This window comes from Planococcus kocurii (genome assembly GCF_001465835.2).
GTDB classification, from domain to species: Bacteria; Bacillota; Bacilli; order Bacillales_A; family Planococcaceae; genus Planococcus; species Planococcus kocurii.
The window spans coordinates 3152757-3175228 of the sequence record NZ_CP013661.2 but is presented as its reverse complement, the minus strand read 5'-3'; the positions used below and the strand labels follow the sequence as shown (position 1 = coordinate 3175228).

Sequence of the window (22472 nt, the reverse complement as noted above, 5' to 3'; positions counted from 1 at the left end):
CCCCCCCCCTCAAATGCATTTGAGGGGGGGTTGTTTTAGTCATTCAAGCGTTTTAGTTCAATCCGTTTTCTTGCCAATATCTTCTTCAGTTCAGTAAACAGTTCATCCAATTGACGATAAGCCGCATACGTTCCAGAAGACGTCTTGATAAAGGTCAGGCGTTCCGAACCGTTTAACGGCTCAAACCCATCATCCTGTAAAGCATCGCGACAGTGAGATAGTAGACGCTGATACAATTCAAGACCTTCTTGGATGGTGACTTTAGTCTGCTTACTGCGCTGCTCATGCAAATTGGCCAGTTCCGTCGTGATTCGGAGCCATTCCAAAAAATACGGTGCCAGCTGCTCTTTAGTTAATTTCTGTGACGATTTCACGTTTAACAAGTCCTTTTTTTTGGCGTTTTTGGCCTTCACGGCAACGGTCAAAAAGTGGACAAATAGGACATCCTGGATTTTGTGATTTGCAGTGATACCGACCAAAGAAAATAATTTGATGATGTGTTTTAGACCAATCGTCTGCAGGTGTTTTTTTCATAATGGTTTCTTCTACCTGAAGCGGATTGTCTTTCCAACGGTTTAATCCCAGGCGTTTGGCAACCCGTTCAACGTGCGTATCTACTGCTAAAGCTGGAATACCAAACGCTACAGAAACAACGACGTTTGCTGTTTTCCGTCCGACTCCCGGAAGTGTCATCAGCAGGTCTCGATCAGCCGGTACGATGCTATCATAATCGGCGATCAAAATTTCACTAAGTGCTTGTATATTTTTAGCTTTATTGCGAAACAACCCAATTGAACGAATATCTTGTTGCAGTTCCTCCAAAGAAACCGAAACATAATCTTTTGGTACGTGGTATTTCTGAAATAAAGTAGCAGTCACACGGTTTACTAGCTTGTCTGTACATTGTGCAGATAACAGTGTCGCAATCAATAAATCAAAAGGATTGCGGTGCACCAATTCACAATGTGCCCCTGGAAACATAAGGTCCATTTCTTCTAGACAGGCTAGCCATTCTTTTTTTGACATCATCTACTTCACCTTCTAACTGCGGTCTTCCAGCCAATTGTAAAACTGAACTTTTTTCACAACGTTCTCTGTCGGCTGAATCCGGATATTTTTCTCCCTGAAAGAACTTGCGTGCTTCGTAACTTGAGAAGAAGTTTTGATATTTTTCTTTTTCCACTCGAACAAAATACGGTCGACATAACGCAAACTGATTTTTTGTGAAATAACCGCTTCTTTTAGCGCCATACGGATTACGTCTGGTGTATGACCATCATGATCCATCCACATAGAGATGGTTTCAATTTCCATCGGTGATAAGAAACGACCAAATTCTTGTTCAAACAGTTGGAAAATTTCTCCTTCTAGCTCTTTTTGCGTATTTTCTTTGATTTCATGCTGTACTTTATAGACACAGTCTAGTAACCGATCCCATAAAGGCTGCAACGAAATGACTTCTGTTAACACATCGCTTTCCGTCGTTTGTTGAATGGCTAAATAGCCTTGTTGCATCAATTTTTGTAGCATCGTCGTTACACTTTTTTGAGAAGTCATCATGCGCGCACCGATTTCATCTGGTGTTGGAAATGGGTTTCCAAGTTGCTGAAATGCTTGTATATGCATAAGCAACATAGCTTCTTCATCTGTAATCTTCAGTTCTTTATAAAACTGAAAAAAAAGCTGGGAAATGGTAACATTCCCCTGCTCAATCCACGTTTGTAGTCGATTAGGTTGTTTCATATCCCAACCACCTTTCTGTTTATTCGATTTTATGGGTATAACCGGTTTAGAAGACGAGGGAACGGAATAGATTCTCTAATGTGTTCAACGCCGCTAATCCAAGCTACTGTCCGTTCAAGACCTAAGCCAAATCCAGAATGCGGAACCGCTCCGTATTTGCTTAAATCCAAATACCAAGCATAAGCTTCTTCATCTAAATTATGCTCTTTAATCCGTTGCTTCATTAGCTCGTAGTCATGGATCCGTTCTGATCCTCCAATAATTTCTCCATAGCCTTCTGGCGCAATCATATCTGCACATAACACTACATCGTCACGTTCTGGATGCGGCTGCATGTAGAATGGCTTAATGCCGATTGGGTAATGCGTGATGAATATTGGCATATCATAGCTTTCTGCTAACGCCGTTTCATGTGGCGCTCCAAAATCTTCGCCCCATTTGATGTCATCAAAGCCATTATCATTTAGCCATTTAATCGCATCGTCGTAAGAAACGCGCGGGAATGGTGCTTTTATTTTTTCAAGTTTCGATACGTCTCTTTCAAGACGCTCCAATTCCAATTTGCAGTTGGTCAATACCGCTTGTACGATATGAGAAACATATTGCTCTTGTACTTCAAGGCTCTCTGCATGCTCTATAAATGCCATTTCCGGTTCGATCATCCAAAACTCGATTAAGTGACGACGCGTCTTCGATTTTTCTGCCCGGAAAGTTGGTCCAAACGAGAATACTTTTCCAAGTGCCATCGCTGCTGCTTCCATATACAACTGGCCAGACTGCGATAAATACGCATCTTCGTCAAAATATTTAGTAGCAAATAATTCAGACGTTCCTTCTGGAGATGAGCCAGTCAAAATTGGGGGATCTACTTTGACAAAGCCATTGTCATTAAAAAATTCATAGGTCGCACGAATAATTTCGTTGCGGATTTTCATAATTGCGTGCTGTCTACGTGAACGCAACCACAAATGACGGTTATCCATTAAAAATTCTGTACCATGTTCTTTTGGTGTAATCGGGAAATCTTTCGCTTCATGGATAACTTCAACGTCTGTAACAGCTAGCTCATAACCAAAGGCAGAGCGCGTATCTTCTTTTACTTCACCAGTAACATAAACAGACGTTTCTTGCGTCAACGCTTTCGCTGTAGCGAATAGCTCATCGCCTACTTCAGCTTTTACAACCACGCCTTGTACGAATCCTGATCCGTCACGCAACTGTAAAAATGCAATTTTACCACTTGAACGTTTGTTAGCGATCCAAGCTCCTAATTTAACTGTTTGTCCGTTATATTTAGCCATTTCGGCAATCGTAATTTTTTTCATCCAGCAATAGCCTCCAAAGAATAATGTTGTCTTAGTCTTTCCATTTTGATGTTACGAATTGATGAATCCGCTCTACCGCTTCTGTCAAAGTTTCGAGTGACGTGGCGTAGGACAAGCGAATCGTTGCATGCGCGCCAAATCCAGATCCTGGAATAACCGCCACGTTCGCTTCTGTCAATAACGCCGTTACAAAATCATCAACTGACGAATAGCCCGTTTTTTTAGCCGCTTCTGAAACGTCTGGCAACAGATAAAAAGCACCTTGAGGTCGCAATACTGTAAACCCTGGAATTGCCTGTAGTTTCGGATAAATCGCATTTAAACGCCCTTCAAAAGCCTGGCGCATTTCCTCTACTGCATCTTGTGGTCCATTATAAGCTTCAATGGCCGCATATTGCGAAGTTGTTACTGGGTTTGATGTAGAATGACTCGCCAAATCTGTCATTGCTTTGATCAATTTAGCGTCACCCGCTGCATAACCGATTCGCCATCCCGTCATCGAATGCGATTTCGATACGCCGTTGATTACTACGGTGCGATTTTTTGCATCTTCTGAAAGAGTCGCGATAGATGTGTGAACGATATCTCCGTAAACTAATTTTTCATAGATTTCATCTGAAACGATTAAAATATCAAATTCACGGCAAACTTCCGCTAACGCTGTTAATTCTTCTTTAGAATAAATCATTCCTGTCGGATTGCTTGGTGTATTAAGTATGATCGCCTTTGTCCGTTCTGTGATCGCTTCTCGTAACTGCTGTGGTGAAATTTTGTATTCCTGACTAGCTGTCGCCTCTATGTACACCGGAACGCCCTGTGCCAACTTGACTTGCTCAGGATAGCTAACCCAATACGGAATCGGAATAATCACTTCATCGCCTTTGTTCAGCAGAACTTGAAACAATGTATAAAGCACGTGCTTTGCACCAATGCCAACCATCACTTCTTTTTGACAGTAGCTCAACCCTTGATCTCTTTGCAATTTATGGATGATGGCTTCTTTAAGCGCCGGAAGTCCGCCTGCTGGCGTGTATTTTGTTTTTCCAGCTAGCATAGACTGATAAGCAGCTTCAAGAATATTTGCGGGTGTATTGTAATCCGGTTCGCCGGCGCCAAGTCCAATGACATCGACTCCTTGTGCTTTTAATTCATTTGCTTTTGCAGTAATTGCCAAAGTTGTTGAAGGTGTTAACGTTTGTACACGATTCGCTAAGTTGATCAATTTTTTCAGCCCTTTCACAAATTCAATATGCGTTTCCACCAAGTCCCATCACTTGCTGACAAATAGACATAGTTTAAACTGTCTTTTTCATCTAAAAAAGCAACTTCCCATACCGGTCCATCTTTTTCCATTCCTAGCTTAGTGTGCAATATTTTTTTGACAGCCATTTCATCCACGACAATTTCACGTGCTTGCTGAGCAGTAATTTCGTCTTTAAGAAGAGCTGCCTGCATTTTACCTCCGTCTTTTGGAACAAATACAGCGGTTAATTCACCCTTACTGTTTGTGCCAAGTACGGTGACGGATGCTTCAGTATTCGTATAGACGTAAGCACGCTCCACATCTTCAATCAATTGCTCGCTTTTTGCGCGATCAATGGCTAGTTGCTCTGTTTCTGAATACGGCTTATTGCCAAGAAATAAAACAAGAATGATGATGGCAACTGCCAAAAAAGAAAGAAAACCGAGTATGAATGTAATCCATTGTCTCATGTAATCACCTATGTTTTATATATTGTAAAAATTGCTTTGTCATTATTTTCTTTGTCGAGCGCTAGTCCGAACATTAAGTTCCTGTCTTTTAACGTTCGGTTCAAGGCGTCTACCACTTTATATAAATCTGCTTGATACGTAAGTTCCACTGTGGAGATTACTTCAATTTTTGATTCCATGTTTGCGCCCATCCTTTCATTATATCATTGCTTATTATACCAAGCTTCAATATCGGTTACCATCTTTTCTAAAGACACTTTGGATACTTTGACTTTTGGCAATGCACTTATAAATTCACGACCATAGGATTTCGTCTCAATTCTTCGGTCGAGCACAATAAACAAACCTTTGTCATTTTTTGAACGAATCAATCTACCGAAGCCCTGCCGTAAACGAAGTACCGCCTCCGGCAAAGCATATTGTAAAAATGGATTGATGCCTTCACGCGTGATAATCGCAGAACGCGCTTTGAAAATCGGCTCATCTGGAGACGTAAATGGCAAACGGACTACCACTACCGCGCGAAGTGCATCTCCCGGCACGTCGACACCTTCCCAAAAACTATTCGTCCCAAACAGCACAGACTTCTGGAAACGCTGGAAAGATTTCAATAGTTTCATCCGACTACCTGAAGAAATTCCTTGCGCAAATAACATGTAATCATTGAGTAAGCCGGTGTCTTGAATTAAATCCACTGTTTTGCGGAGCATATCCTGTGACGTAAACAAGACAAAACAGCGACCTTCTGTCACAATTACGGTTTGAATAACAGCATCTGCAACCGATTCGATGTACTCGTGCTGAGAAACATGCTGGATATCGGGCATATCTTCCACAATATAAACATGTGCGCCTTGATAAAAATCTTTTGGAGGTTCGAATTTTAGGATTGGCACATGCTGAGGTATGCCAATTTGATTGACGATAAAGCGTTCATTTGCCGGAACAGTCATCGTTCCAGATAACCAAATAACAGCTTTGCCTTCACGCGCAGGAGCCACTACTTTGTCGACTAAGGAAGCTACAGCAAATGGTCTCTTGTACAAGGACAAACTAGTCGGCAAACTTCTCAAATCCCCTTCAATCCAACTGACTTCTTCAATGACTGGAAAAACAAAAATTTCACTAAACTCCACTGCTTTAACCATCATTTCTTCAGTCCAATAGCGCCAGTCTGCTATCGTCAGTTGATCTTTCATGGTTTTTTCGGACAACCGTTCCGCTTTTTGTAAAATAAGCTGCGACAAATCGATCCATTCGTTTAAATAATACAACATTTCTGTGAAGCGACTGTCTGAAAGCGACAGTTCACTCAATAATGCAGAATTCTTTTTGTGTCGACTGTGGGCAAATCTAGCAGTAAATTCAGTAGCTATCAAGCCTGAAACCTCATCGAAAAGGGCTGTGAATTTTAAAAACAGTGACTCTAGTTTCAACATTTCTGGAACTGTTGAAAATCCAATCCGCTCTGCGGTTTCAAAAAGGGCTGACGCTAATTGTTTGTCGTCGAAACTGCCAATTTGACCAAAAATATATTTCCACTGCGTGTACACAAACGTTTTCTCGTGCTGCGACACTGCCGCTTGGACCACTTGATGCGCTTCATCCCAAATATAAGCACCTACATTGGTCAAAATTGTTTTTTTACTCAAATGCTGATTCAGTAAAAATGCATGATTTGTGACAATGATGTGTGCGTGTCTGGCCTGATTTAACGCAAACTCGTAGAAATCAGCTTTTCTTTCTTGCTTTGACAATTTGCGTATATGTGAACGACGAATTTTATCAACGACAAATTGGCCGCCACTGGATACGTTAATTTCATTTAAGTCACCTGTTTTTGTGGCTGTCAACCAGACTAGTACTTGCATAATCGTAAACGTTTCATCGTAAGATTCGTCATCACTTTGCAGCAATTCAACAAATCTGGTCAAGTCGATATAATGAGATAATCCTTTAATTAAAGAAATACGCACCGGCGAACCAATAAAGGCTTCGATCATTCGACCTTCTTTTGACACCAACTGATCTTGTAGATGTGTCGTATACGTGCTAATTAAAACTTGCTTACCGGTATCGAGTGCATAATTGACAGCTGGTAACAGGTACGCAATTGTTTTGCCCATACCGGTGGATGCTTCAATCACAACTTCTTTTTTTTCATTTAACGCATTTTCAATCGTCGCCATCATGTCATATTGGCTTGGTCGCTTTTCAAAATTCGGAAAGACCGTTTCAAGACCTTCACGCCAATCGCGTGGGATGGGGCTGTCGATCCTATCTTTCTCAAATATTGTTCTGGCTTTTAATGGTACGCCTTGGAACCGATCAAAATCATCTGATTGAGCGCTTCTTTTTTTCTGTGTCAGCTCAAAGAATAGCCTCGACAAATCGGACTTTAACTGGAAAGAACGTTTGTGAAGAAATGCCAACGTGTCATAAGGCAACGATTCCAAGTCATTTTTTGCACGTAAAAACAATAAAGCCGTTGCCATCGCATCATCGTCTGCACGATGAGCACTCTCGAGTGGAATGCCAAGTTCAGAAGTAATGTCCTGCAGCTTAAAGCTAAAAGCTGTCGGGTACATAAGTCTGACTAGTTCGACTGTATCCATCGTCAATCCTTGCCATTTTGACAATCCACTACGTTTTAGCTCGGCTTGCAAAAAGGGTAAATCAAAATTGGTATTGTGTGCGACAAAAATAGCATCTTGCATTTTTTCATAGATGGTTTCTGCATAATGCTCAAACGTCATGGCATCTGCTACATCTTCCTCTGTAATATTTGTTAAATCCTGTATAAATAACGGAATTGTGCGCCTAGGATTAATAAATTTTGTATATGTATCGGTAATTTCACCGTTTTCAATCGTTACCATTGCCAGTTGGATGATCCGGTCACCTTTTGCAGGGGAATGGCCCGTTGTTTCAATATCGACAACGACATACTTTTGCGTGTTCATCTTAGCCCCTCTTTCTTAGGTGATTGCCTAAAAAAATTGTAACATATCCTACCGCTTTCCGCTTTCAAGATGAAAATTCAATCTTCTTCGCTGCACTCTCAGGCAAAAGAAAAACAGCCCCGAATTTTTTCGGAGGCTGTTTTTTTACATGACGGTCGCTTCAGGTTCATAGTGAATGATTTCTTTGATTTGATTGTTGGTATCCATAATAGCAACAGTCGGTTTATGATCACGAGCATTGTCGTTCATCACATATGCATACGACAAGATAATCACGATATCTCCTCGTTGCACAAGACGCGCTGCTGCTCCGTTGACGCAGATCACACCACTACCGCGCTCTCCTGCAATGATATAGGTTTCAAATCGTGCACCGTTATTGTTGTTGACAATATGCACTTTTTCATTGGCTAACATGCCAACAGCATCCAGCAAATCTTGATCGATGGTAATACTACCAACATAGTTTAAATCAGCTTCTGTCACCGTCGCACGGTGAATTTTTGAATTGAGCATCATTCTAAGCATGGGTCAGTTCTCCTTTGGATTAAAAATAATGTTATCAATTAAACGCGCCTTTTCAAACTGTACCGCTAAAGCTAGAATGCCATCCTGCTGAATAGGAGTCGTTAATGTTGGGTAATCAAGTAATTCGATGTAATCGATTTTTCCAGATGTATGTTCAGTTAAGTAGGCAGTCATAGATTCGATTGGATCCTGTCCCTTTAGAAATGTGGCCTTGCCCATTTCCAATGCTTTTCTCAAGTGAGGCGCTTCGTTCCGCTCCGCATCACTCAAGTAAACATTACGAGAACTTTTCGCGAGGCCATCTTTTTCGCGAACCGTCTCTCCACGTCTTATGGCCATTGGAAAATTAAAATCTGTCACAAACGATTCAATAACCGCTAATTGTTGGGCATCTTTTTGACCAAAATAAGCCAAGTCAGCTTCTGTTAAATGAAATAACTTGGTAACTACTTTTAAAACCCCATCAAAATGCCCAGGTCTTTTCGCACCGCAAAGCACATCAGCTTGAGCGCCTGCAGATAGTTGAATTTGGCTTTCGCGCGGATACATTTCGTCAACGCTTGGCGCAAAAATAACGTCAGTACCGGCTCCTTCAGCAAGCTCTTGGTCTCGCTTTAAGTCTCTTGGATACCGATCAAAATCTTCGTTTGGTCCAAATTGAGCGGGATTCACAAAAATACTCATGACCACTTTGTCGTTTTCCGCTTTTGCTTTTTCGACTAGCGAAAGATGGCCTTCATGCAGAAAACCCATTGTTGGCACAAGACCTATTGTTTTGCCAGCTTTTTTGGTATCACGAACCCATTCTTTTAGTTCGATTACCGTCTGTAAAATCAACATTTTTTCTCTCCTCTCGGGAAGAAAACCATATAAAAAGCCCTTCTGCTAAAAAAAGACAGAAGGACAGTAAATGTACACTTGGTTTCCTCCGTCCCTGTCGTGAATCTGATCAAGGCAGAACATATTTATAAAGAATTTTGGGTGTCTTGCGGTTGTTCGGTGCAGTTCACGAGTGATACTGCCCGTTGAAAATACTATACCAGAATTTTTTAAAAAAGCATATTGTATGCTTCGCGATTAAATTATTTAAAGAGACTAGTGAAAAACCGACGTATCTCTATTATGGCGTCTTCCTAGATTCGTTAGTCATTTCAATATCAGCTGAATAAATACCATGAAGTTTACCGTCAGCGGTCCGTAATTGCAAGACGCCGTCATCGGTAATGCCTTCTGCGATGCCTTCAAGTGTCTGATTGGTCATTCGAGCTCGTACCGGCTGACCAATTGTCGTCGAATAGCTCTCCCATAAGATCTTCAGCATAGCGAAACCTTCTTCGATATACATGTGCGTATAGAGCTCCATGTAAAACAGCAAAGACTGAACTAATTTTTGACGATTTACCGCTTCTCCACTTTCCATTTTCAGTGAAGTCGCGATATCTTGTACCTCGGCATCAAAATCGTCTTTTTCTTGATTGATGTTTAAACCGATACCAATAATCAAAGCTTGAATCCCATCTGCGTCCGACTGTAATTCAGTCAGAATGCCGGTACATTTTTTGCCATTCAGTAAAATATCATTTGGCCATTTAATTTGCGGTTGCAGCCCTGTCACTTCTTCGATTGCCCGAACGACTGCTACGGCAGTTACGAGCGTAAATTGAGGTGCTTTTTGCGGTGCCACATCAGGACGCAAAATAATACTCATCCAAGCACCCTTGTTAGCCGCAGAGTCCCATTTCCGAGCCAATCTACCGCGTCCAGCTGTTTGCGTTTCTGTAAGCACTACTGTGCCATCAGGAGCACCTTCTTGCGCGAGTTGATGCGCAATGATTTGAGTTGATGCGCAACTTTCGACATATTCTATTTCTCGACCAATGCTCTTTGTTTTCAAGCCCGTTTGTATGCCGAGTGGTTCTAATGTATCTGGCAACATCACAATCCGATAGCCTTTTTTCTTGACAGATTCAATGCCGTAACCTTTTTCTTCAAGTTCTTTTATGTGCTTCCAAATTGCCGTTCTCGAAACACCCAATTCATCCGCTAAATGTTGACCTGATACAGCTTCACCATTCGACTCAATCAATCGTTTTGCTATCTTAAGCGTGACGGTGATATTCATTTTTAAACCAGTCCTTTATGAGTTCTTTGTCATTCTCCAATTCACCATAGACAATGAGCTTTTCCATTTTTTCAATCCATACTTTTAGCCAAGGACCTGATTTGTCACCGCTCCATTGCATTAAGTCCAGACCGTTTGCTGCGATATCAGACTTCGATTGAATCGGCAATTGCTGCTTAGCAGCTGTTAAGTTTTCTACATTGTCAGTTACTAAAGCGGCCATCTCCAACTGTTCGATTGAATAGTGGTAATACGTCCATTGGTCCCAAGTTTCGAGCTTTGTTAATTCCAAACTTTTTTCAATGAGTCTCTTTTCTTCATTGGAGAACCGGTATTCTTTAACAGCTGAAAACTGACGATTTTGCTGATGTAGCAGATAAAACCAACCAAACGTAGACGTACCATTCGATTTATAGGGTATCCAGTCTACTTGAAAAAGTTCGCCTGCTGGCAAAAATTTTGTTAATACCGAATCCCATAAATAAGCCATACTTTTTTGTGTTCTGGGATTGACGAATATTTTATCGATTTCTGACTTTAATCGCTCGACTGCAATTGCTTTGATTAAGCGTGCATGGCGACGGATCGAATGTAAAGTCTTCATATCGATTATGAAATCTAATTGTCCTGTAAAACGAATTGCTCTCAGCATACGTAAGGCATCTTCTTCAAAACGCTCATCCGGATTGCCAACTGCCCGAATGATTTGATTTTGCAGATCTTCTTGTCCGCCAAAAGGATCGATAATCTCCTGATTTTCAGTCATTGCCATCGCATTGATCGTAAAATCGCGACGTCGTAAATCTTCTTTGAGTGATAAGACAAATTCGACGGAATCCGGTCTACGATTATCAGAATAACCGCTTTCTGTTCGAAATGTTGTCACTTCAATACCTTCTCCGTCTAGCAGTACCAATACCGTGCCATGGTCGATGCCTGTATCCACCGTTCGTTTAAACAGCGCCTTTACCTGTTGTGGTAATGCAGAAGATGCCACATCGACATCTTGTGGTGCTTTTCCTAACAACAAATCACGGACAGCTCCACCGACTATATAGCCCTCAAATCCAGCATCTTTTAGCGTGTCAATTACTTTTATGGCCGTATTCATTGTTGCTCAGCCTTCATCATCAACTGTTCATATAAGCCTTCGTACTGTTCCAAAATTTTTGATGAATGAAAATGCTCAGTTACAGTCTCCAAAGCACCTTGTCGCAAATTTTGTAAATGCTCATCGTCACTTAACATACGGATCGCATATTGCGCAGCTTGTTGTGTATCTCCTAGTTCAACAAGGTAGCCATTATTTTCTGGATCAATAATTTCAGGCATCCCGCCGATATTGGAGCCAATTACAGGAACACCGCACGCCATCGCTTCGAGTAGAACTAAGCCAAATGCCTCTTTTTCAGACAACAACAGTTTAATGTCACTAATACTATAAAATTCAGCAAGGCCTTCGCGCTTGCCAAGAAATAATACGTGATCTCCCAACTCCAAATCCCTTACTTGCTGAATAATTCGGCTCATTTCGGGTCCGTCTCCTACTAATAATAGCTTGCAATCCAGTTGTTGGCGCACCAAAGAAAACGTCTCGACAACATCTTGAACACGTTTCACTTTACGGAAATTTGAAACGTGAATCATTACTTTTTCATTAGCACCGATGCCTAATTGCTCTTTTAGTTTCGTAGCATCTTGCGGGAAATATTCTCTTTCGTCAACAAAATTATAAACTGTCTCTATTTTTTTATTCGGTTTAATAAGATCATAGGTCTGTTCTTTTAATGAATCTGATACGGCTGTAACAATATCTGATTTTTCAATCCCGTAGCGAATTGCTTCTTTCAATGATGAATCAGAACCTAGTACTGTGATGTCTGTGCCGTGTAAGGTCGTTACAATCCCGATATTTGAGCCCGCCATGTCTCGCCCAAGAATTGCGCAGACGGCGTGTGGAATCGCATAATGAACATGCAAAAGATCTAAGTTTTCGTTTTTAATGACTTCAGAAATTTTGGTAGCCAGCGCAATATCATAAGGCGCATATTGAAATACGGAATACGTATTAATATCAACTTGATGATTAAAGATATTTGCATAGGTTTTATTTAGCCGAAAAGGAGTACTGGATGTTATAAAATGAACCTCGTGCCCTTTTTCCGCCAGCATCTTTCCTAATTCTGTAGCAATAACCCCAGACCCTCCAACTGTTGGATAGCAAGTAATGCCGATTTTCATTTTTCGCACAGTTCCCTCTCCTATCCTCTTCTTTCTCCGAGCAATCGCCAATCAATAAAACCATGTTGCAATCCTTTAAGTAAAACTTCAGCCGTTCCCATATTCGTAGCCAGTGGAATGCTGTAGACATCACATAGACGAATTAACGCTGTTACGTCAGGTTCATGGGGTTGGGCAGTTAATGGATCACGGAAAAAAATAATCATATCCATTTCATTTTGCGCGATCATTGCACCAATCTGCTGATCCCCTCCAAGCGGTCCTGACTGAAAACGAATAACCGATAAGTCTGTTTCGTCTATTACTCGCTGACCCGTCGTTCCAGTCGCATACAGTGTGTGCTGAGACAAAATTGACTCGTAAGCTGTAGCAAATTGGATCAAATCATCTTTTTTTCGGTCATGGGCAATTAATGCAATTTTCATGTCATCTTCCCCTTTAGTCGATTATATGTTCCAAGCCATAAATAAGCTCTTCTTTTTCCATTACGGTTTTGATAGATAACACAACGCCTGACATAAACGAACCTCGATTAAACGAATCGTGACGCAGCGTTAGCAATTGTCCCTCTCCTCCAAGCAACACTTGCTGATGAGCAACCAACCCCGGTAACCGCACGCTATGTATGCGCATGCCGTCATAATTAGCGCCACGAGCACCTGGCAGAGTTTCTTTCTCACGAATATGTCCTTGTTGATAGATTGGGCGTTGTTGTGAAATCAAATGAGCGGTCTTCATCGCAGTTCCAGAAGGCGCGTCTAGTTTTTGGTCATGATGCATTTCGATAATCTCAATATCTGGTAAATACTTAGCAGCTTGTTCAGCAAATTTCATCATTAATACAGCTCCAATAGCAAAATTGGGTGCGATGATGCAGCCTATTTTCGAAGCTTTAGAGAGCGTTTTCAGCTCTTCAAGTTGTTCATCTGAGAAACCGGTCGTCCCAACAACAGCACGTATGTTTAATTCTAGTGCTTGCTTTGTATGTTCAAAGACAAATTCAGGTGTCGTTAAATCGAGCAGCACATCCGGTTTGGTAATAGTGTACAGCTCTTGAAGATCGATAAAAACCGGTGCCGTATAATGAGAAGGAAATAAATTAGTATCTGCTAACGTGCGACCAATTTCTTTATAGTCTAAAACAGCAACTAGTTCCATTTCGTCGTTGTTCATAACCGTATGTACAGCTTCTTTGCCCATTTTACCTCTTGCTCCTGCAATTGCCACGCGAATTGTCATTTGACTTCATCCTTTCTTGTCCAACGATCTTTATCTCTACTAGAAAATTTCTCCATAACGCGGTCATGAGCCTTTGCCAAATCAATGTCCATCGAGTTTGCCATACAAATTAAAACAAATAAGACATCGCCCATTTCTTCTTCCATGCTGTTAGCAGCTTCTGAACTCTTCTTTTTCTTTGGACCGTATTGATGCATCACTTCTCTTGAAAGTTCGCCGAGTTCCTCTGTCATTCGCGCCATCATTTCCATCGGTTGAAAATAACCTTCTTTAAATTGTCCAATATATGTATCAACGTCTTGTTGCAGCTGTTTCATCGTTTTTTCACTGTTCATTTCATCACGCTCCTCAGTCAATCGTAAAGAAAACTAGAGATGTTGTCAAAACTCATCTTTTCAACGATAATACAGAAGTTGACATTCTTGAAAGGGGCTTGGATGAATTGAAAGAACTAAAAATTAAAAATATCTTTTTCATCGTTCTCGGTGCCGCTATTTACAGTTTTGGATTTGTTCACTTTAATATCCAAAACGAATTGGGAGAAGGCGGTTTCGCTGGAATTACATTGATTTTGTACTTTATCTTCCATTGGGATCCTGCATTGATGAACTTATTGTTGAATATTCCTCTATTCTTTATCGGATGGAAGCTCCTTGGCAGAAAAGTTTTCCTGTATACCATTATTGGAACAGTAGCTGTTTCTGTATTTTTAAAAATCTTTTTAATCTATGAAATTCAAATCAACTTACAAGATGATTTGTTTTTAGCAGCCTTGTTTGCCGGTGTTTTTGTGGGCATTGGACTTGGCATTATTTTCAGATTTGGAGGAACTACGGGAGGCGTAGACATTATTGCACGCTTGGCCCAAAAATACATAGGCTGGAGCATGGGCAAAACAATGTTTTTGTTTGATGCCGGCGTCATTATGCTGTCTTGGTTGACATTCCTCGATCATCGCTCCATGATGTATACACTCGTTGCTGTTTTTATTGGTGCACGAGTTATCGACTTTGTTCAAGAAGGCGCTTATTCAGGTCGTGGCGCTTTGATCATTTCAAATTCCCAAGAAGAAATCGCCAGTCGTATAGCCATTGAGATGGACCGCGGCATCACAATTCTTCGAGGGTATGGGCACTTTACAAAAGAAGAACGTGAAGTTCTGTATTGCGTTATCGCAAGAAATGAAATTGTTCGATTGAAGAGCATTATCAACTCTGTTGACCCTCATGCATTTGTGTCCTTAATGGATGTTCACGATGTGATGGGTGAAGGATTTACACTTGACGAAGAAAAAAGACCGATTGATTAATTTTTCTATATTAAAAAACGGCCCAAACGCGGGCCGTTTTTTTATGAGCGATTCATATTGGTGTAAATCAAAATTAATCTGGCAAGTTCAAGAACTGCAACTGCAGTAGCTGCGACATAAGTCATCGCTGCTGCACTCAATACTTTTTTTGCGTGACGTTCTTCTTCATTGCGAATGATGTTATGCGACAGCAATTGATCCATCGCTCGGCTAGAAGCATTAAACTCAACCGGTAAGGTCACTAACTGAAAGACGACTCCAGCAGCTAGCAAGACGATTCCAATCAGTAACGCCCCGCTCCACGCAGAAAAGAAACCAATCATAATAAAGATCCAAGACATATTAGATGATACATTAACAATTGGCACAAGACGATGACGCAGACGCAAGAACGAATAATCCTCCGCATCTTGAATTGCATGTCCAACTTCGTGAGCCGCAACCGCTGTTCCTGCAACCGATGCTTCGTGATAATTATGACTGCTGAGTGCTACTGTTTTTGTCAGCGGATTATAATGGTCACTAAGCAGGCCACGACTTTCTATGACTTTAACGTCTTGAAGATTATTAGCATCCAAAATGATCCGCGCTACTTGTGCGCCACTATGACCAGAAGTCGACCGAACTTTTGAGTATTTTTTGTATGTTCTTTTTAATTTGAATTGCGCCCAAATCGGGATGATTAGCAATAGGATAAAATAGAAGATATATCCGCCCATTCCCATGTATAAATCAACACCTCTTTCTTTCTACTTGATACGTTTATTTTACTTGGATTAGTCAATATTGGTCAACTGAAATGGACTGCTTTTTATTCAAACGAACGACATAAAAGGCGAAGCCGACACAAACGATTGATAGCCAGAAAGTAAAATAGCCAATTTGACTCGTGTACTCACTCAAGGTGCTATAAATTGGCATTTGGCCGAAAACATAATCAATAACGTCATTGTGCAGCGTCCACACAGCAGCCAGCGTCGCCGATAGCCAGCCAAAGCGATAATGCTCAATATACAGCACCGCTTGAAGCGCCATAGCGAAATGGGAGCCAATCAACATCCACCCAATCCAGCCGATGGAACCAACTTCCCAGAGCGTTAGTAAATTCATCGCCACTGCCCACAACCCGTATTTGATTAATGTAATAAATGCCAGCGCTTCAAACAAACGGCTTCGTTTACCAAAAATCCATAGTCCCAGAACAATGGTAAAAAACAAACTCGCGGTCGGGCTATCAGGAACAAAAATCAAAAAACGTGGCTCTGTTATTTTCAATTGCCAGCCATACCATATGTATCCATAAATTGTACCAGCTAGATTGACCAGAAATAGCAAAATCAAAAATGGCCGGTACATCAACCAAGCTGAAATTTTAATCGCGAAGGAAAGCATTGTTTTTCTTCCTTTCTAAGGTAGAAAAAAAGAGCCGGTTTCCCGGCTCTTTTTTTATTATTGATTATTCTGCTTCAAGGCCTGAAATAAATTCAGCTAAGACTTGCAGATCTTCATCTGTTCCATCCCAAGATGGAGGCATCACTTGAGCTCCATCTTTTTCGATACCATTGACAGCAATTTCAGCGATTTCTTCAGGAGTCAGACCAGTTCCAACAAGTGTTGGACCAACTGCTCCTTCTAAGTTATCGCCATGACAACTGATACATGCTGCACCAGCATAAACTTCATATCCTGGATCCGTTGTATCAATTTCGACTTCTTCCGTAATTTTACCTTGCGCTTCAGCAGCTTCCCAGTCGTGGTTGGCTACTGATTCCCATGTAAGGAAAATAATTGATGCGATTGCAAGAATCATAAATCCTGTAGGCAATGGGCGTTTCGAAGGACGTCTTTCCGGTCCACGGTCTAGGAATGGCGCCAACATAAGTGCACCAAAAGCAAGACCTGGAATGATGATAGCACCAACCACGTTAAATGGTCCGGAAGCAAATTGGTATTTCAGTAATTGGTATAAGAACAAGAAATACCAGTCTGGCAATGGAATATAAGCTGTATTCGTCGGATCTGCCTGTCCTTCAAGAGGTGACGGATGAGCGACAGTTAACAACAAATAACCGATTAAGAAGACTGAACCAATCATCCATTCTTTCAAAAGGAAGTTCGGCCAGAAAGCTTCTGTTTTACCAGGGTATTCGGAGTAATCTTTAGGAACATTCGGCTGACGGAATTCCAAACCTGGAACACGCGAATCTCCTACAAATTTCATCCCTTTTCCGCGATGCATAGTGTTCCCTCCTTAAAAAATCCTTGTTACGGAATGATTTATAGCGGTCCTGAAATACCCTGTCTTCTGATCATGATAAAGTGAGCAGCTAGCAACCCAAGCAAAGCTGCAGGCAAGAAGAAGACGTGGATAGCGAAGAATCGTGTCAAAGTCTGTGCACCAAGGATTGTTGAATCCCCAGCCAATAGAATTTTGATCGATTCACCGAGCACGGGTACAGATGCCGCAATTTCAATTCCAACTTTTGTTGCAAATAAAGCTTTCATATCCCATGGAAGCAAGTAGCCTGTGAAACTTAATCCAAGAATGACGCCGAATAACAAAACGCCAACTACCCAGTTCAATTCACGAGGTTTCTTATAAGAACCTGTAAAGAATACTCGTAATGTATGAAGGAAAATCATGACCACTACAAGCGAAGCTCCCCAGTGATGCATCCCACGCACAATTTCTCCAAAAGCAACTTCATTTTGAAGATAATAAACCGACTGCCAAGCATTTTCAATATCTGGCACATAATACATTGTTAAGAACATACCGGATAAGATCTGGATTACTGTAATGAAAAATGTAAGTCCCCCAAAACAATAAACAAATGCTGAAAAGTGGTGTGCGGGGTTTACGTGCTCAGGTACTTCATGGTCAGCAATATCACGCCAGATAGGCGTGATGTCTAATCGCTCATCAACCCAATCATATAACTTGTTTAGCACTGGTGTCGTACCCCCTAACTATTAAACTAGTGTGTTTTCTCTTACTGCACCGATAGCTACAAAGCCATCTTGTTCTTTCACTTGGTACTCATCGAGTGGTCCAAGCGGCGGTGTTCCTGCAATGTTTTGTCCGTTTTTCTCATAACGGCCTGCGTGGCATGGACAGAAAAATTGTGTCGGGTGTTCCGGAGAACCCGCCCAGTTCACTGTACATCCTAAATGTTTGCAAACAGGTGAAAGCGCGATTAACTTATCGCCTTCTTTATACACCCAAGCTGAATTCGTCACTTCAGATACATACCAAGCGTCTGTTTGTTCAAACGTAAAGTCGACACGTACTGGTTCTGCCGTGATATCAGCTACAGCTTGATCAGTTAAAACGTAGTCTCCGCCTTCATGTTGCTGAAGTATCGGGTCTACCGCAAAACGAACCATTGGCATCAACATTCCTGCTGCCATGAAACCACCTACACCTGTTAATGTGTAGCCTAAAAATTGACGTCGTGATACACGATTATTACTCATCCTTTTCCCCCCTCTAACATTCAAGGTCAGTCCAATGGACATACTCATTCAAATATAATTACTAGGACAACCTAATGATATATCAATCAAATCTTTAGGTCAATATCGCATTCAGCCTAATCATGCAGTTTGTGAACATTTCATGAATGATGTGACCATTCTTTTGTAAATAGCGGCAATACCTGCCTTAACTGGTCTTCCATCACCGAATTTTTAAAAGATTGATCCATATCTTCAATTGGAATCGCAGGTAGCCATAACACATTTTTTAGACTGTCAATGGTTCGCCACTCTGAATCTGTCGTCAAATAAAAAACGTGTTTGAATTTCGTATGTCCCAATTCTTGCGACAGTTCTTCAGCAATTCGTTGACGATTTGCTCCTTTGCCATAAGAAATGGGCGGGAACAAAAGGATCCGCCCTTTAAATTGTTTCTCTAATAAAGCAGTCAAGTTTTGTAAGTACTCAGAAGCTCCTGCACTCGATTTCATGCCTGCTTCACTTAAATCTAACTGAAGAAGTGGCACGACTGCTGTATCTATATAATCTTGTTGGCTCAAGTATTGATCTATCTCTTTTCCGATAAAATGCATAGCGCTTTTTCACTCTCCATCTTTTTTTATCGCTTTGAACGCTTTCAACATCGCGGACAATTCAAAAAAGCGGTCACGATCATCAGCGTCCAAGGCTTCATCAATTTGTTTGTAAATCGTTTCTTCATGGAACACGGACATGCTTTCCTCAAGAATTTTTTCAGCAATTTGACGATCTTGCTCGTTAACAGAAGCATCCTTAGGGATATATGGATTTTCTTCCAACACCGATAAATACATGCTAGGTGGAGGAATGTTCGGGAAATTCAATTGAATATATAAATGTTCGTCCGGATTGAGACGTAAATCGTGAAACGATTTCTCAGCATCCGCCGTCATCAAGTTGCCTTTGTAGAAACGAAACGGAATTTCTTTGGAATCGGTTGAAGACATGACCATTGCGCGCGGACAGTAATGCGCTTCTTCAACAAAATGGGTTTTCTCAAGCAAATCTTCGTTGCTCAACATATAATTGAGAATCCAAATACATTCACGTCTTTTCATTTTGTATGATTGCAGAAACCAACGGACAAATTGCTTTTTTTCACCTATCGACACTGAAGCGGTCATGAAACTTCCTCCTTTCAGTCAAACGACTGTTGCCAATCAAACCATTCTGGATTTTCTGGTTCTAATGCCTGTAGCTCTTTAATCATTTCGAGAGCAGCAGCTCTTTTTCCTTCTTCTATTAAAAATAATGCGTATTTCTTAAGGAAAATAACATCATCTTTAAAAGCTGGATAAGCTTTTTCATAATACACGGTCGCCTGCTCATAGTCTTCACTGCGTTCGTAAGTTTCAGCAATCATCGGATAAAGACCAGCCCAATCATCTCCACTTTCAATTACCATCTGCGCAAGTTCAAGAACTTCTTCATCCATCTCTTCGGCATGGAAGTAAGACACCAGCGTATAGATCGCTTCCATATATTCTGGATCTAATGCGATTGCCTGGCGTAAATGGCCAACACCTTCTGCTGATTTACCAAGTTTCATGGCAAGTTTACCTGCAAACAAATACAATTCCTTGTCAAATTCATCTCTAGTAATTCCTTCGTTTATCGCCTGATAGGCTGCCTGATAATCTTCTGCCATATTCAAGCTTTGTGCTTTTAATAAGTAAGCAGAAAAATAATCCGGATCAATGCCAATCAATTCGTCAAGCCGACGTACAGCCATGTCATACTGGCGTGTTTGAAAAGCTGCAAATGCTACTCCAAATAAAACGTCTGGCGTAGCTTGATCTTCCAACGCCTTTTCGTAGTACGGTAATGCCTCTTCATAAGCAGCTCCTGCACTGTAAACTTCAGCAAGTCTCTCTGAAAGATTGACTCCTTCAATGACAATTTGTTTTGACTCCAGTTCTTGATAAATTTTTGCCGATTCCAGATAACGGCCCGAGTCGAGAAGTAGTTCTGCTCTCGCTTGTTGCAGAAGCGGTTCATCAGGCATCAATTCAATCGCTTCATTTAAGCGACTTTCAGCAGCTTCTAGCAAGCCTTGAAGTTGGAACAAGTCCGCTAAAGTTACGAGCGCTTGGGCATATAATTCGTCGTCTTTAGACACTTCCATTAACGCATTTAACGCATCATCTTCGCGATCAGCATCAATCAGCAAGTTTGCTCGATCGATAACCAATTGCGCTTCTTCCGGAAAAATATATTGCAAATGCTCAAGTACTTTAATCGCTTCTTCTACAAAACCGATTTCTGCCAGCCATTCCGACAACCCGTATTGCTCATCAGGATTTCCCTGTAGCAAGTAGTCATCCAGTAATGTATTTAGAAGTTTGGGATCTCCTTGTTCGACTGCTTTTTGTATCTGTTCTATGTTAGCCATACTATCACCTATTCCTTCACATTCTCACTCTCATCCTACACGAAATCTTGTTATTATCATACTAAAAAAACTCCCCATCAGGAGAGTCTAGTTGTCAGTAAATTAAGTTGTTCAAAAAAGTTGGGGTAGGAAACTGAAATGCATTCAGCATCATCAATGACAACTTCGCTAGATGCTATTAACGCAGCAATTGCCGCCATCATCCCAAGGCGGTGATCGCCGTAAGAAGTCATTTCAGCACCGGTTAAAGCCGTTGGTCCATGAATGATCATGCCGTCTTCAGTCGCTTCAATGTCTGCGCCCATTTTCGTCAATTCTTTGACAACAGCAGAAATACGATCTGTTTCTTTCACGCGAAGCTCTTCAGCATCTCTGATCACTGTCGTTCCTTCAGCCTGTGTAGCAATAAGGGCGATCAAAGGAATTTCGTCAATCAATCGTGGAATCAACTCTCCGCCAATTTCAATTCCTTTCAATTTACTCGAATGAATTGTTACATCTGCGGAACGTTCTCCTAGCGTATCATGTTCTTCCAATTCAAAATTAGCGCCCATTTGTTCAATCACATCTAAAATACCTGTCCGCGTCGGATTAATCCCTACATTTTCTAGCGTCACTGTGCTCCCTTCAGTAATTAACGCAGCACCTATCATAAAGGCCGCAGACGAAATGTCACCCGGCACCTTCACATGTGCAGCCGTTAGCTTTTGACCACCTTCTAACTTAATCTGGTGGTCTTCACGTGTAATCGTAGCGCCAAAATGTTCTAGCATGATTTCTGTATGGTCGCGCGAAGCGATTGGCTCATGAATAATCGTTTTGCCATTTGCTTTTAATGCAGCCAATAAAATGGCGGATTTTACTTGAGCACTGGCAACTGGCAATGTATAGTCAATCGCCTTTAACTGTGTTCCTTGAACTGCTAAAGGTGTGTATTGTCCGTCTTCTCGCCCTCGAATATCTGCACCCATTTCGCGAAGCGGATCGATGATGCGTCTCATAGGACGCTTTGCAATAGACTCATCTCCCACTAAAATTGAATGAAAAGAAGTTCCCGCCAATAATCCAAGCATTAATCTTGTTGTCGTTCCCGAGTTCCCGGTATCCAAAACTTCAGAAGGCTCTTTCCAAGCATCTTCTCCTCTACTTTGAATGGTCACTAAGTCTTCTGTAATATTAATTTTTACACCCAGCTTTTTAAAACAGGAGATAGTACTTAGGCAATCGTCTCCCATAAGAAAACCTTCTACTGTCGTTGTCCCTGTTGCCATAGATCCAAACATAATAGCTCTGTGAGAAATTGATTTGTCCCCTGGAACTTGAATGGTGCCTTTTAAGGCTGGTTTTTTAAACGCTAAAGATAATACCACGGGCTTATCCG

Annotated in this window: 26 protein-coding genes; 1 reads left to right on the top strand and 25 read right to left on the bottom strand. The window is 41.3% G+C overall.

Annotation, left to right across the window (positions count from 1 at the left end; translation table 11 throughout):
* Positions 1-35 precede the first annotated feature (35 nt).
* The 16 genes from AUO94_RS15440 to AUO94_RS15370 all read right to left on the bottom strand — a co-directional run bounded on the left by AUO94_RS15440 (position 36) and on the right by AUO94_RS15370 (position 14209).
* Positions 36-374: a YpoC family protein gene (locus AUO94_RS15440; protein WP_058385069.1), complete on the bottom strand. Its 339-nt coding sequence runs from the start codon at positions 372-374 to the stop codon at positions 36-38.
* Positions 349-1029, bottom strand: coding sequence for an endonuclease III (gene nth, locus AUO94_RS15435; RefSeq protein ID WP_058385068.1), 681 nt, complete (start codon positions 1027-1029; stop codon positions 349-351). Before nth ends, AUO94_RS15440 begins: the two co-directional genes overlap by 26 nt.
* A gap of 12 nt (positions 1030-1041) precedes the next feature.
* The gene (locus AUO94_RS15430; protein WP_058385067.1) at positions 1042-1743 is read right to left on the bottom strand and encodes a DnaD domain-containing protein; all 702 of its coding nucleotides are present in this window, start codon (positions 1741-1743) and stop codon (positions 1042-1044) included.
* Between the two features lie 29 nt (positions 1744-1772).
* Positions 1773-3068, bottom strand: a complete 1296-nt coding sequence (gene asnS / locus AUO94_RS15425) for an asparagine--tRNA ligase (RefSeq protein WP_058385066.1) — start codon at positions 3066-3068, stop codon at positions 1773-1775.
* Between the two features lie 31 nt (positions 3069-3099).
* Positions 3100-4299 carry a pyridoxal phosphate-dependent aminotransferase gene (locus AUO94_RS15420; RefSeq protein ID WP_269465416.1) on the bottom strand — a complete coding sequence of 400 codons (1200 nt, stop codon included), beginning with the start codon at positions 4297-4299 and terminating at the stop codon, positions 3100-3102.
* A 5-nt stretch (positions 4300-4304) separates the two neighbouring features.
* Positions 4305-4781, bottom strand: a complete 477-nt coding sequence (locus AUO94_RS15415; protein ID WP_058385065.1) for a cell wall elongation regulator TseB-like domain-containing protein — start codon at positions 4779-4781, stop codon at positions 4305-4307.
* A gap of 8 nt (positions 4782-4789) precedes the next feature.
* Positions 4790-4960 (bottom strand): YpmA family protein, encoded by a 171-nt coding sequence (locus AUO94_RS17120; protein WP_071154477.1) that lies wholly within the window; start codon positions 4958-4960, stop codon positions 4790-4792.
* A gap of 24 nt (positions 4961-4984) precedes the next feature.
* Complete coding sequence (gene dinG, locus AUO94_RS15410; RefSeq protein ID WP_058385064.1) at positions 4985-7744, bottom strand: ATP-dependent DNA helicase DinG; 2760 nt, start codon at positions 7742-7744, stop codon at positions 4985-4987.
* Between the two features lie 144 nt (positions 7745-7888).
* Entirely contained in the window at positions 7889-8272 is a 384-nt protein-coding gene (panD, locus tag AUO94_RS15405) for an aspartate 1-decarboxylase (RefSeq protein WP_058385063.1), read from the bottom strand.
* A 3-nt stretch (positions 8273-8275) separates the two neighbouring features.
* On the bottom strand, positions 8276-9112 hold the full coding sequence (gene panC, locus AUO94_RS15400; protein WP_058385062.1) for a pantoate--beta-alanine ligase: 837 nt from the start codon (positions 9110-9112) through the stop codon (positions 8276-8278).
* A gap of 280 nt (positions 9113-9392) precedes the next feature.
* Positions 9393-10394: a biotin--[acetyl-CoA-carboxylase] ligase gene (locus AUO94_RS15395; RefSeq protein WP_058385061.1), complete on the bottom strand. Its 1002-nt coding sequence runs from the start codon at positions 10392-10394 to the stop codon at positions 9393-9395.
* A complete protein-coding gene (locus AUO94_RS15390; RefSeq protein ID WP_058385060.1) occupies positions 10372-11505 on the bottom strand; it encodes a CCA tRNA nucleotidyltransferase in 1134 nt (377 codons plus the stop codon). Before AUO94_RS15390 ends, AUO94_RS15395 begins: the two co-directional genes overlap by 23 nt.
* Positions 11502-12644, bottom strand: coding sequence for an N-acetyl-alpha-D-glucosaminyl L-malate synthase BshA (gene bshA / locus AUO94_RS15385; RefSeq protein WP_058385059.1), 1143 nt, complete (start codon positions 12642-12644; stop codon positions 11502-11504). Before bshA ends, AUO94_RS15390 begins: the two co-directional genes overlap by 4 nt.
* A gap of 11 nt (positions 12645-12655) precedes the next feature.
* Positions 12656-13060, bottom strand: a complete 405-nt coding sequence (mgsA, locus tag AUO94_RS15380; protein ID WP_058385058.1) for a methylglyoxal synthase — start codon at positions 13058-13060, stop codon at positions 12656-12658.
* A gap of 13 nt (positions 13061-13073) precedes the next feature.
* Complete coding sequence (gene dapB, locus AUO94_RS15375) at positions 13074-13874, bottom strand: 4-hydroxy-tetrahydrodipicolinate reductase (RefSeq protein WP_058385057.1); 801 nt, start codon at positions 13872-13874, stop codon at positions 13074-13076.
* A complete protein-coding gene (locus AUO94_RS15370; protein WP_058385056.1) occupies positions 13871-14209 on the bottom strand; it encodes a nucleotide pyrophosphohydrolase in 339 nt (112 codons plus the stop codon). Before AUO94_RS15370 ends, dapB begins: the two co-directional genes overlap by 4 nt.
* Positions 14210-14316: 107 nt before the next feature.
* Here AUO94_RS15370 and AUO94_RS15365 point away from each other — a divergent pair, with 107 nt between their 5' ends.
* A complete protein-coding gene (locus tag AUO94_RS15365; RefSeq protein WP_058385055.1) occupies positions 14317-15183 on the top strand; it encodes a YitT family protein in 867 nt (288 codons plus the stop codon).
* Positions 15184-15224: 41 nt separating this feature from the next.
* Here the strand turns inward: AUO94_RS15365 and AUO94_RS15360 are convergent, their stop codons facing one another.
* The 9 genes from AUO94_RS15360 to aroA form a co-directional block, all read right to left on the bottom strand.
* Positions 15225-15908: a zinc metallopeptidase gene (locus AUO94_RS15360; protein ID WP_058385054.1), complete on the bottom strand. Its 684-nt coding sequence runs from the start codon at positions 15906-15908 to the stop codon at positions 15225-15227.
* A 55-nt stretch (positions 15909-15963) separates the two neighbouring features.
* The gene (lhaT, locus tag AUO94_RS15355; RefSeq protein ID WP_058385053.1) at positions 15964-16575 is read right to left on the bottom strand and encodes a lipoprotein heptaprenylglyceryl N-acetyltransferase LhaT; all 612 of its coding nucleotides are present in this window, start codon (positions 16573-16575) and stop codon (positions 15964-15966) included.
* Between the two features lie 64 nt (positions 16576-16639).
* Positions 16640-17422 carry a menaquinol-cytochrome c reductase cytochrome b/c subunit gene (locus AUO94_RS15350; RefSeq protein WP_058385052.1) on the bottom strand — a complete coding sequence of 261 codons (783 nt, stop codon included), beginning with the start codon at positions 17420-17422 and terminating at the stop codon, positions 16640-16642.
* A 38-nt stretch (positions 17423-17460) separates the two neighbouring features.
* Positions 17461-18135: a menaquinol-cytochrome c reductase cytochrome b subunit gene (gene qcrB / locus AUO94_RS15345; RefSeq protein ID WP_058385051.1), complete on the bottom strand. Its 675-nt coding sequence runs from the start codon at positions 18133-18135 to the stop codon at positions 17461-17463.
* Between the two features lie 21 nt (positions 18136-18156).
* Positions 18157-18660, bottom strand: a complete 504-nt coding sequence (locus AUO94_RS15340; RefSeq protein ID WP_058385050.1) for a Rieske (2Fe-2S) protein — start codon at positions 18658-18660, stop codon at positions 18157-18159.
* Positions 18661-18800: 140 nt separating this feature from the next.
* Entirely contained in the window at positions 18801-19253 is a 453-nt protein-coding gene (locus tag AUO94_RS15335; RefSeq protein ID WP_058385049.1) for a DUF2487 family protein, read from the bottom strand.
* 9 nt (positions 19254-19262) lie between these two features.
* The gene (locus tag AUO94_RS15330) at positions 19263-19823 is read right to left on the bottom strand and encodes a ReoY family proteolytic degradation factor (protein ID WP_058385048.1); all 561 of its coding nucleotides are present in this window, start codon (positions 19821-19823) and stop codon (positions 19263-19265) included.
* Positions 19824-19837: 14 nt separating this feature from the next.
* Positions 19838-21091 carry a tetratricopeptide repeat protein gene (locus AUO94_RS15325; protein WP_058385047.1) on the bottom strand — a complete coding sequence of 418 codons (1254 nt, stop codon included), beginning with the start codon at positions 21089-21091 and terminating at the stop codon, positions 19838-19840.
* Positions 21092-21168: 77 nt separating this feature from the next.
* Entirely contained in the window at positions 21169-22461 is a 1293-nt protein-coding gene (gene aroA, locus AUO94_RS15320; RefSeq protein WP_058385046.1) for a 3-phosphoshikimate 1-carboxyvinyltransferase, read from the bottom strand.
* Positions 22462-22472 lie beyond the last annotated feature (11 nt).

Bases quoted from the DNA above. Each gene is read 5' to 3' on its own strand.
- AUO94_RS15370 (WP_058385056.1), bottom strand. From the start codon at position 14,209: ATGAACAGTGAAAAAACGATGAAACAGCTGCAACAAGACGTTGATACA.
- AUO94_RS17120 (WP_071154477.1), bottom strand. From the start codon at position 4,960: ATGGAATCAAAAATTGAAGTAATCTCCACAGTGGAACTTACGTATCAA.
- dapB (WP_058385057.1), bottom strand. From the start codon at position 13,874: ATGACAATTCGCGTGGCAATTGCAGGAGCAAGAGGTAAAATGGGCAAA.
- mgsA (WP_058385058.1), bottom strand. From the start codon at position 13,060: ATGAAAATTGCATTAATTGCCCATGACCGAAAAAAAGATGATTTGATC.
- AUO94_RS15415 (WP_058385065.1), bottom strand. From the start codon at position 4,781: ATGAGACAATGGATTACATTCATACTCGGTTTTCTTTCTTTTTTGGCA.
- lhaT (WP_058385053.1), bottom strand. From the start codon at position 16,575: ATGCTTTCCTTCGCGATTAAAATTTCAGCTTGGTTGATGTACCGGCCA.
- AUO94_RS15325 (WP_058385047.1), bottom strand. From the start codon at position 21,091: ATGGCTAACATAGAACAGATACAAAAAGCAGTCGAACAAGGAGATCCC.
- AUO94_RS15430 (WP_058385067.1), bottom strand. From the start codon at position 1,743: ATGAAACAACCTAATCGACTACAAACGTGGATTGAGCAGGGGAATGTT.
- AUO94_RS15360 (WP_058385054.1), bottom strand. From the start codon at position 15,908: ATGGGAATGGGCGGATATATCTTCTATTTTATCCTATTGCTAATCATC.
- AUO94_RS15390 (WP_058385060.1), bottom strand. From the start codon at position 11,505: ATGAATACGGCCATAAAAGTAATTGACACGCTAAAAGATGCTGGATTT.
- panD (WP_058385063.1), bottom strand. From the start codon at position 8,272: ATGCTTAGAATGATGCTCAATTCAAAAATTCACCGTGCGACGGTGACA.
- AUO94_RS15395 (WP_058385061.1), bottom strand. From the start codon at position 10,394: ATGAATATCACCGTCACGCTTAAGATAGCAAAACGATTGATTGAGTCG.
- AUO94_RS15335 (WP_058385049.1), bottom strand. From the start codon at position 19,253: ATGCATTTTATCGGAAAAGAGATAGATCAATACTTGAGCCAACAAGAT.
- AUO94_RS15340 (WP_058385050.1), bottom strand. From the start codon at position 18,660: ATGAGTAATAATCGTGTATCACGACGTCAATTTTTAGGCTACACATTA.
- panC (WP_058385062.1), bottom strand. From the start codon at position 9,112: ATGTTGATTTTACAGACGGTAATCGAACTAAAAGAATGGGTTCGTGAT.
- AUO94_RS15350 (WP_058385052.1), bottom strand. From the start codon at position 17,422: ATGCATCGCGGAAAAGGGATGAAATTTGTAGGAGATTCGCGTGTTCCA.
- AUO94_RS15330 (WP_058385048.1), bottom strand. From the start codon at position 19,823: ATGACCGCTTCAGTGTCGATAGGTGAAAAAAAGCAATTTGTCCGTTGG.
- dinG (WP_058385064.1), bottom strand. From the start codon at position 7,744: ATGAACACGCAAAAGTATGTCGTTGTCGATATTGAAACAACGGGCCAT.
- nth (WP_058385068.1), bottom strand. From the start codon at position 1,029: ATGATGTCAAAAAAAGAATGGCTAGCCTGTCTAGAAGAAATGGACCTT.
- asnS (WP_058385066.1), bottom strand. From the start codon at position 3,068: ATGAAAAAAATTACGATTGCCGAAATGGCTAAATATAACGGACAAACA.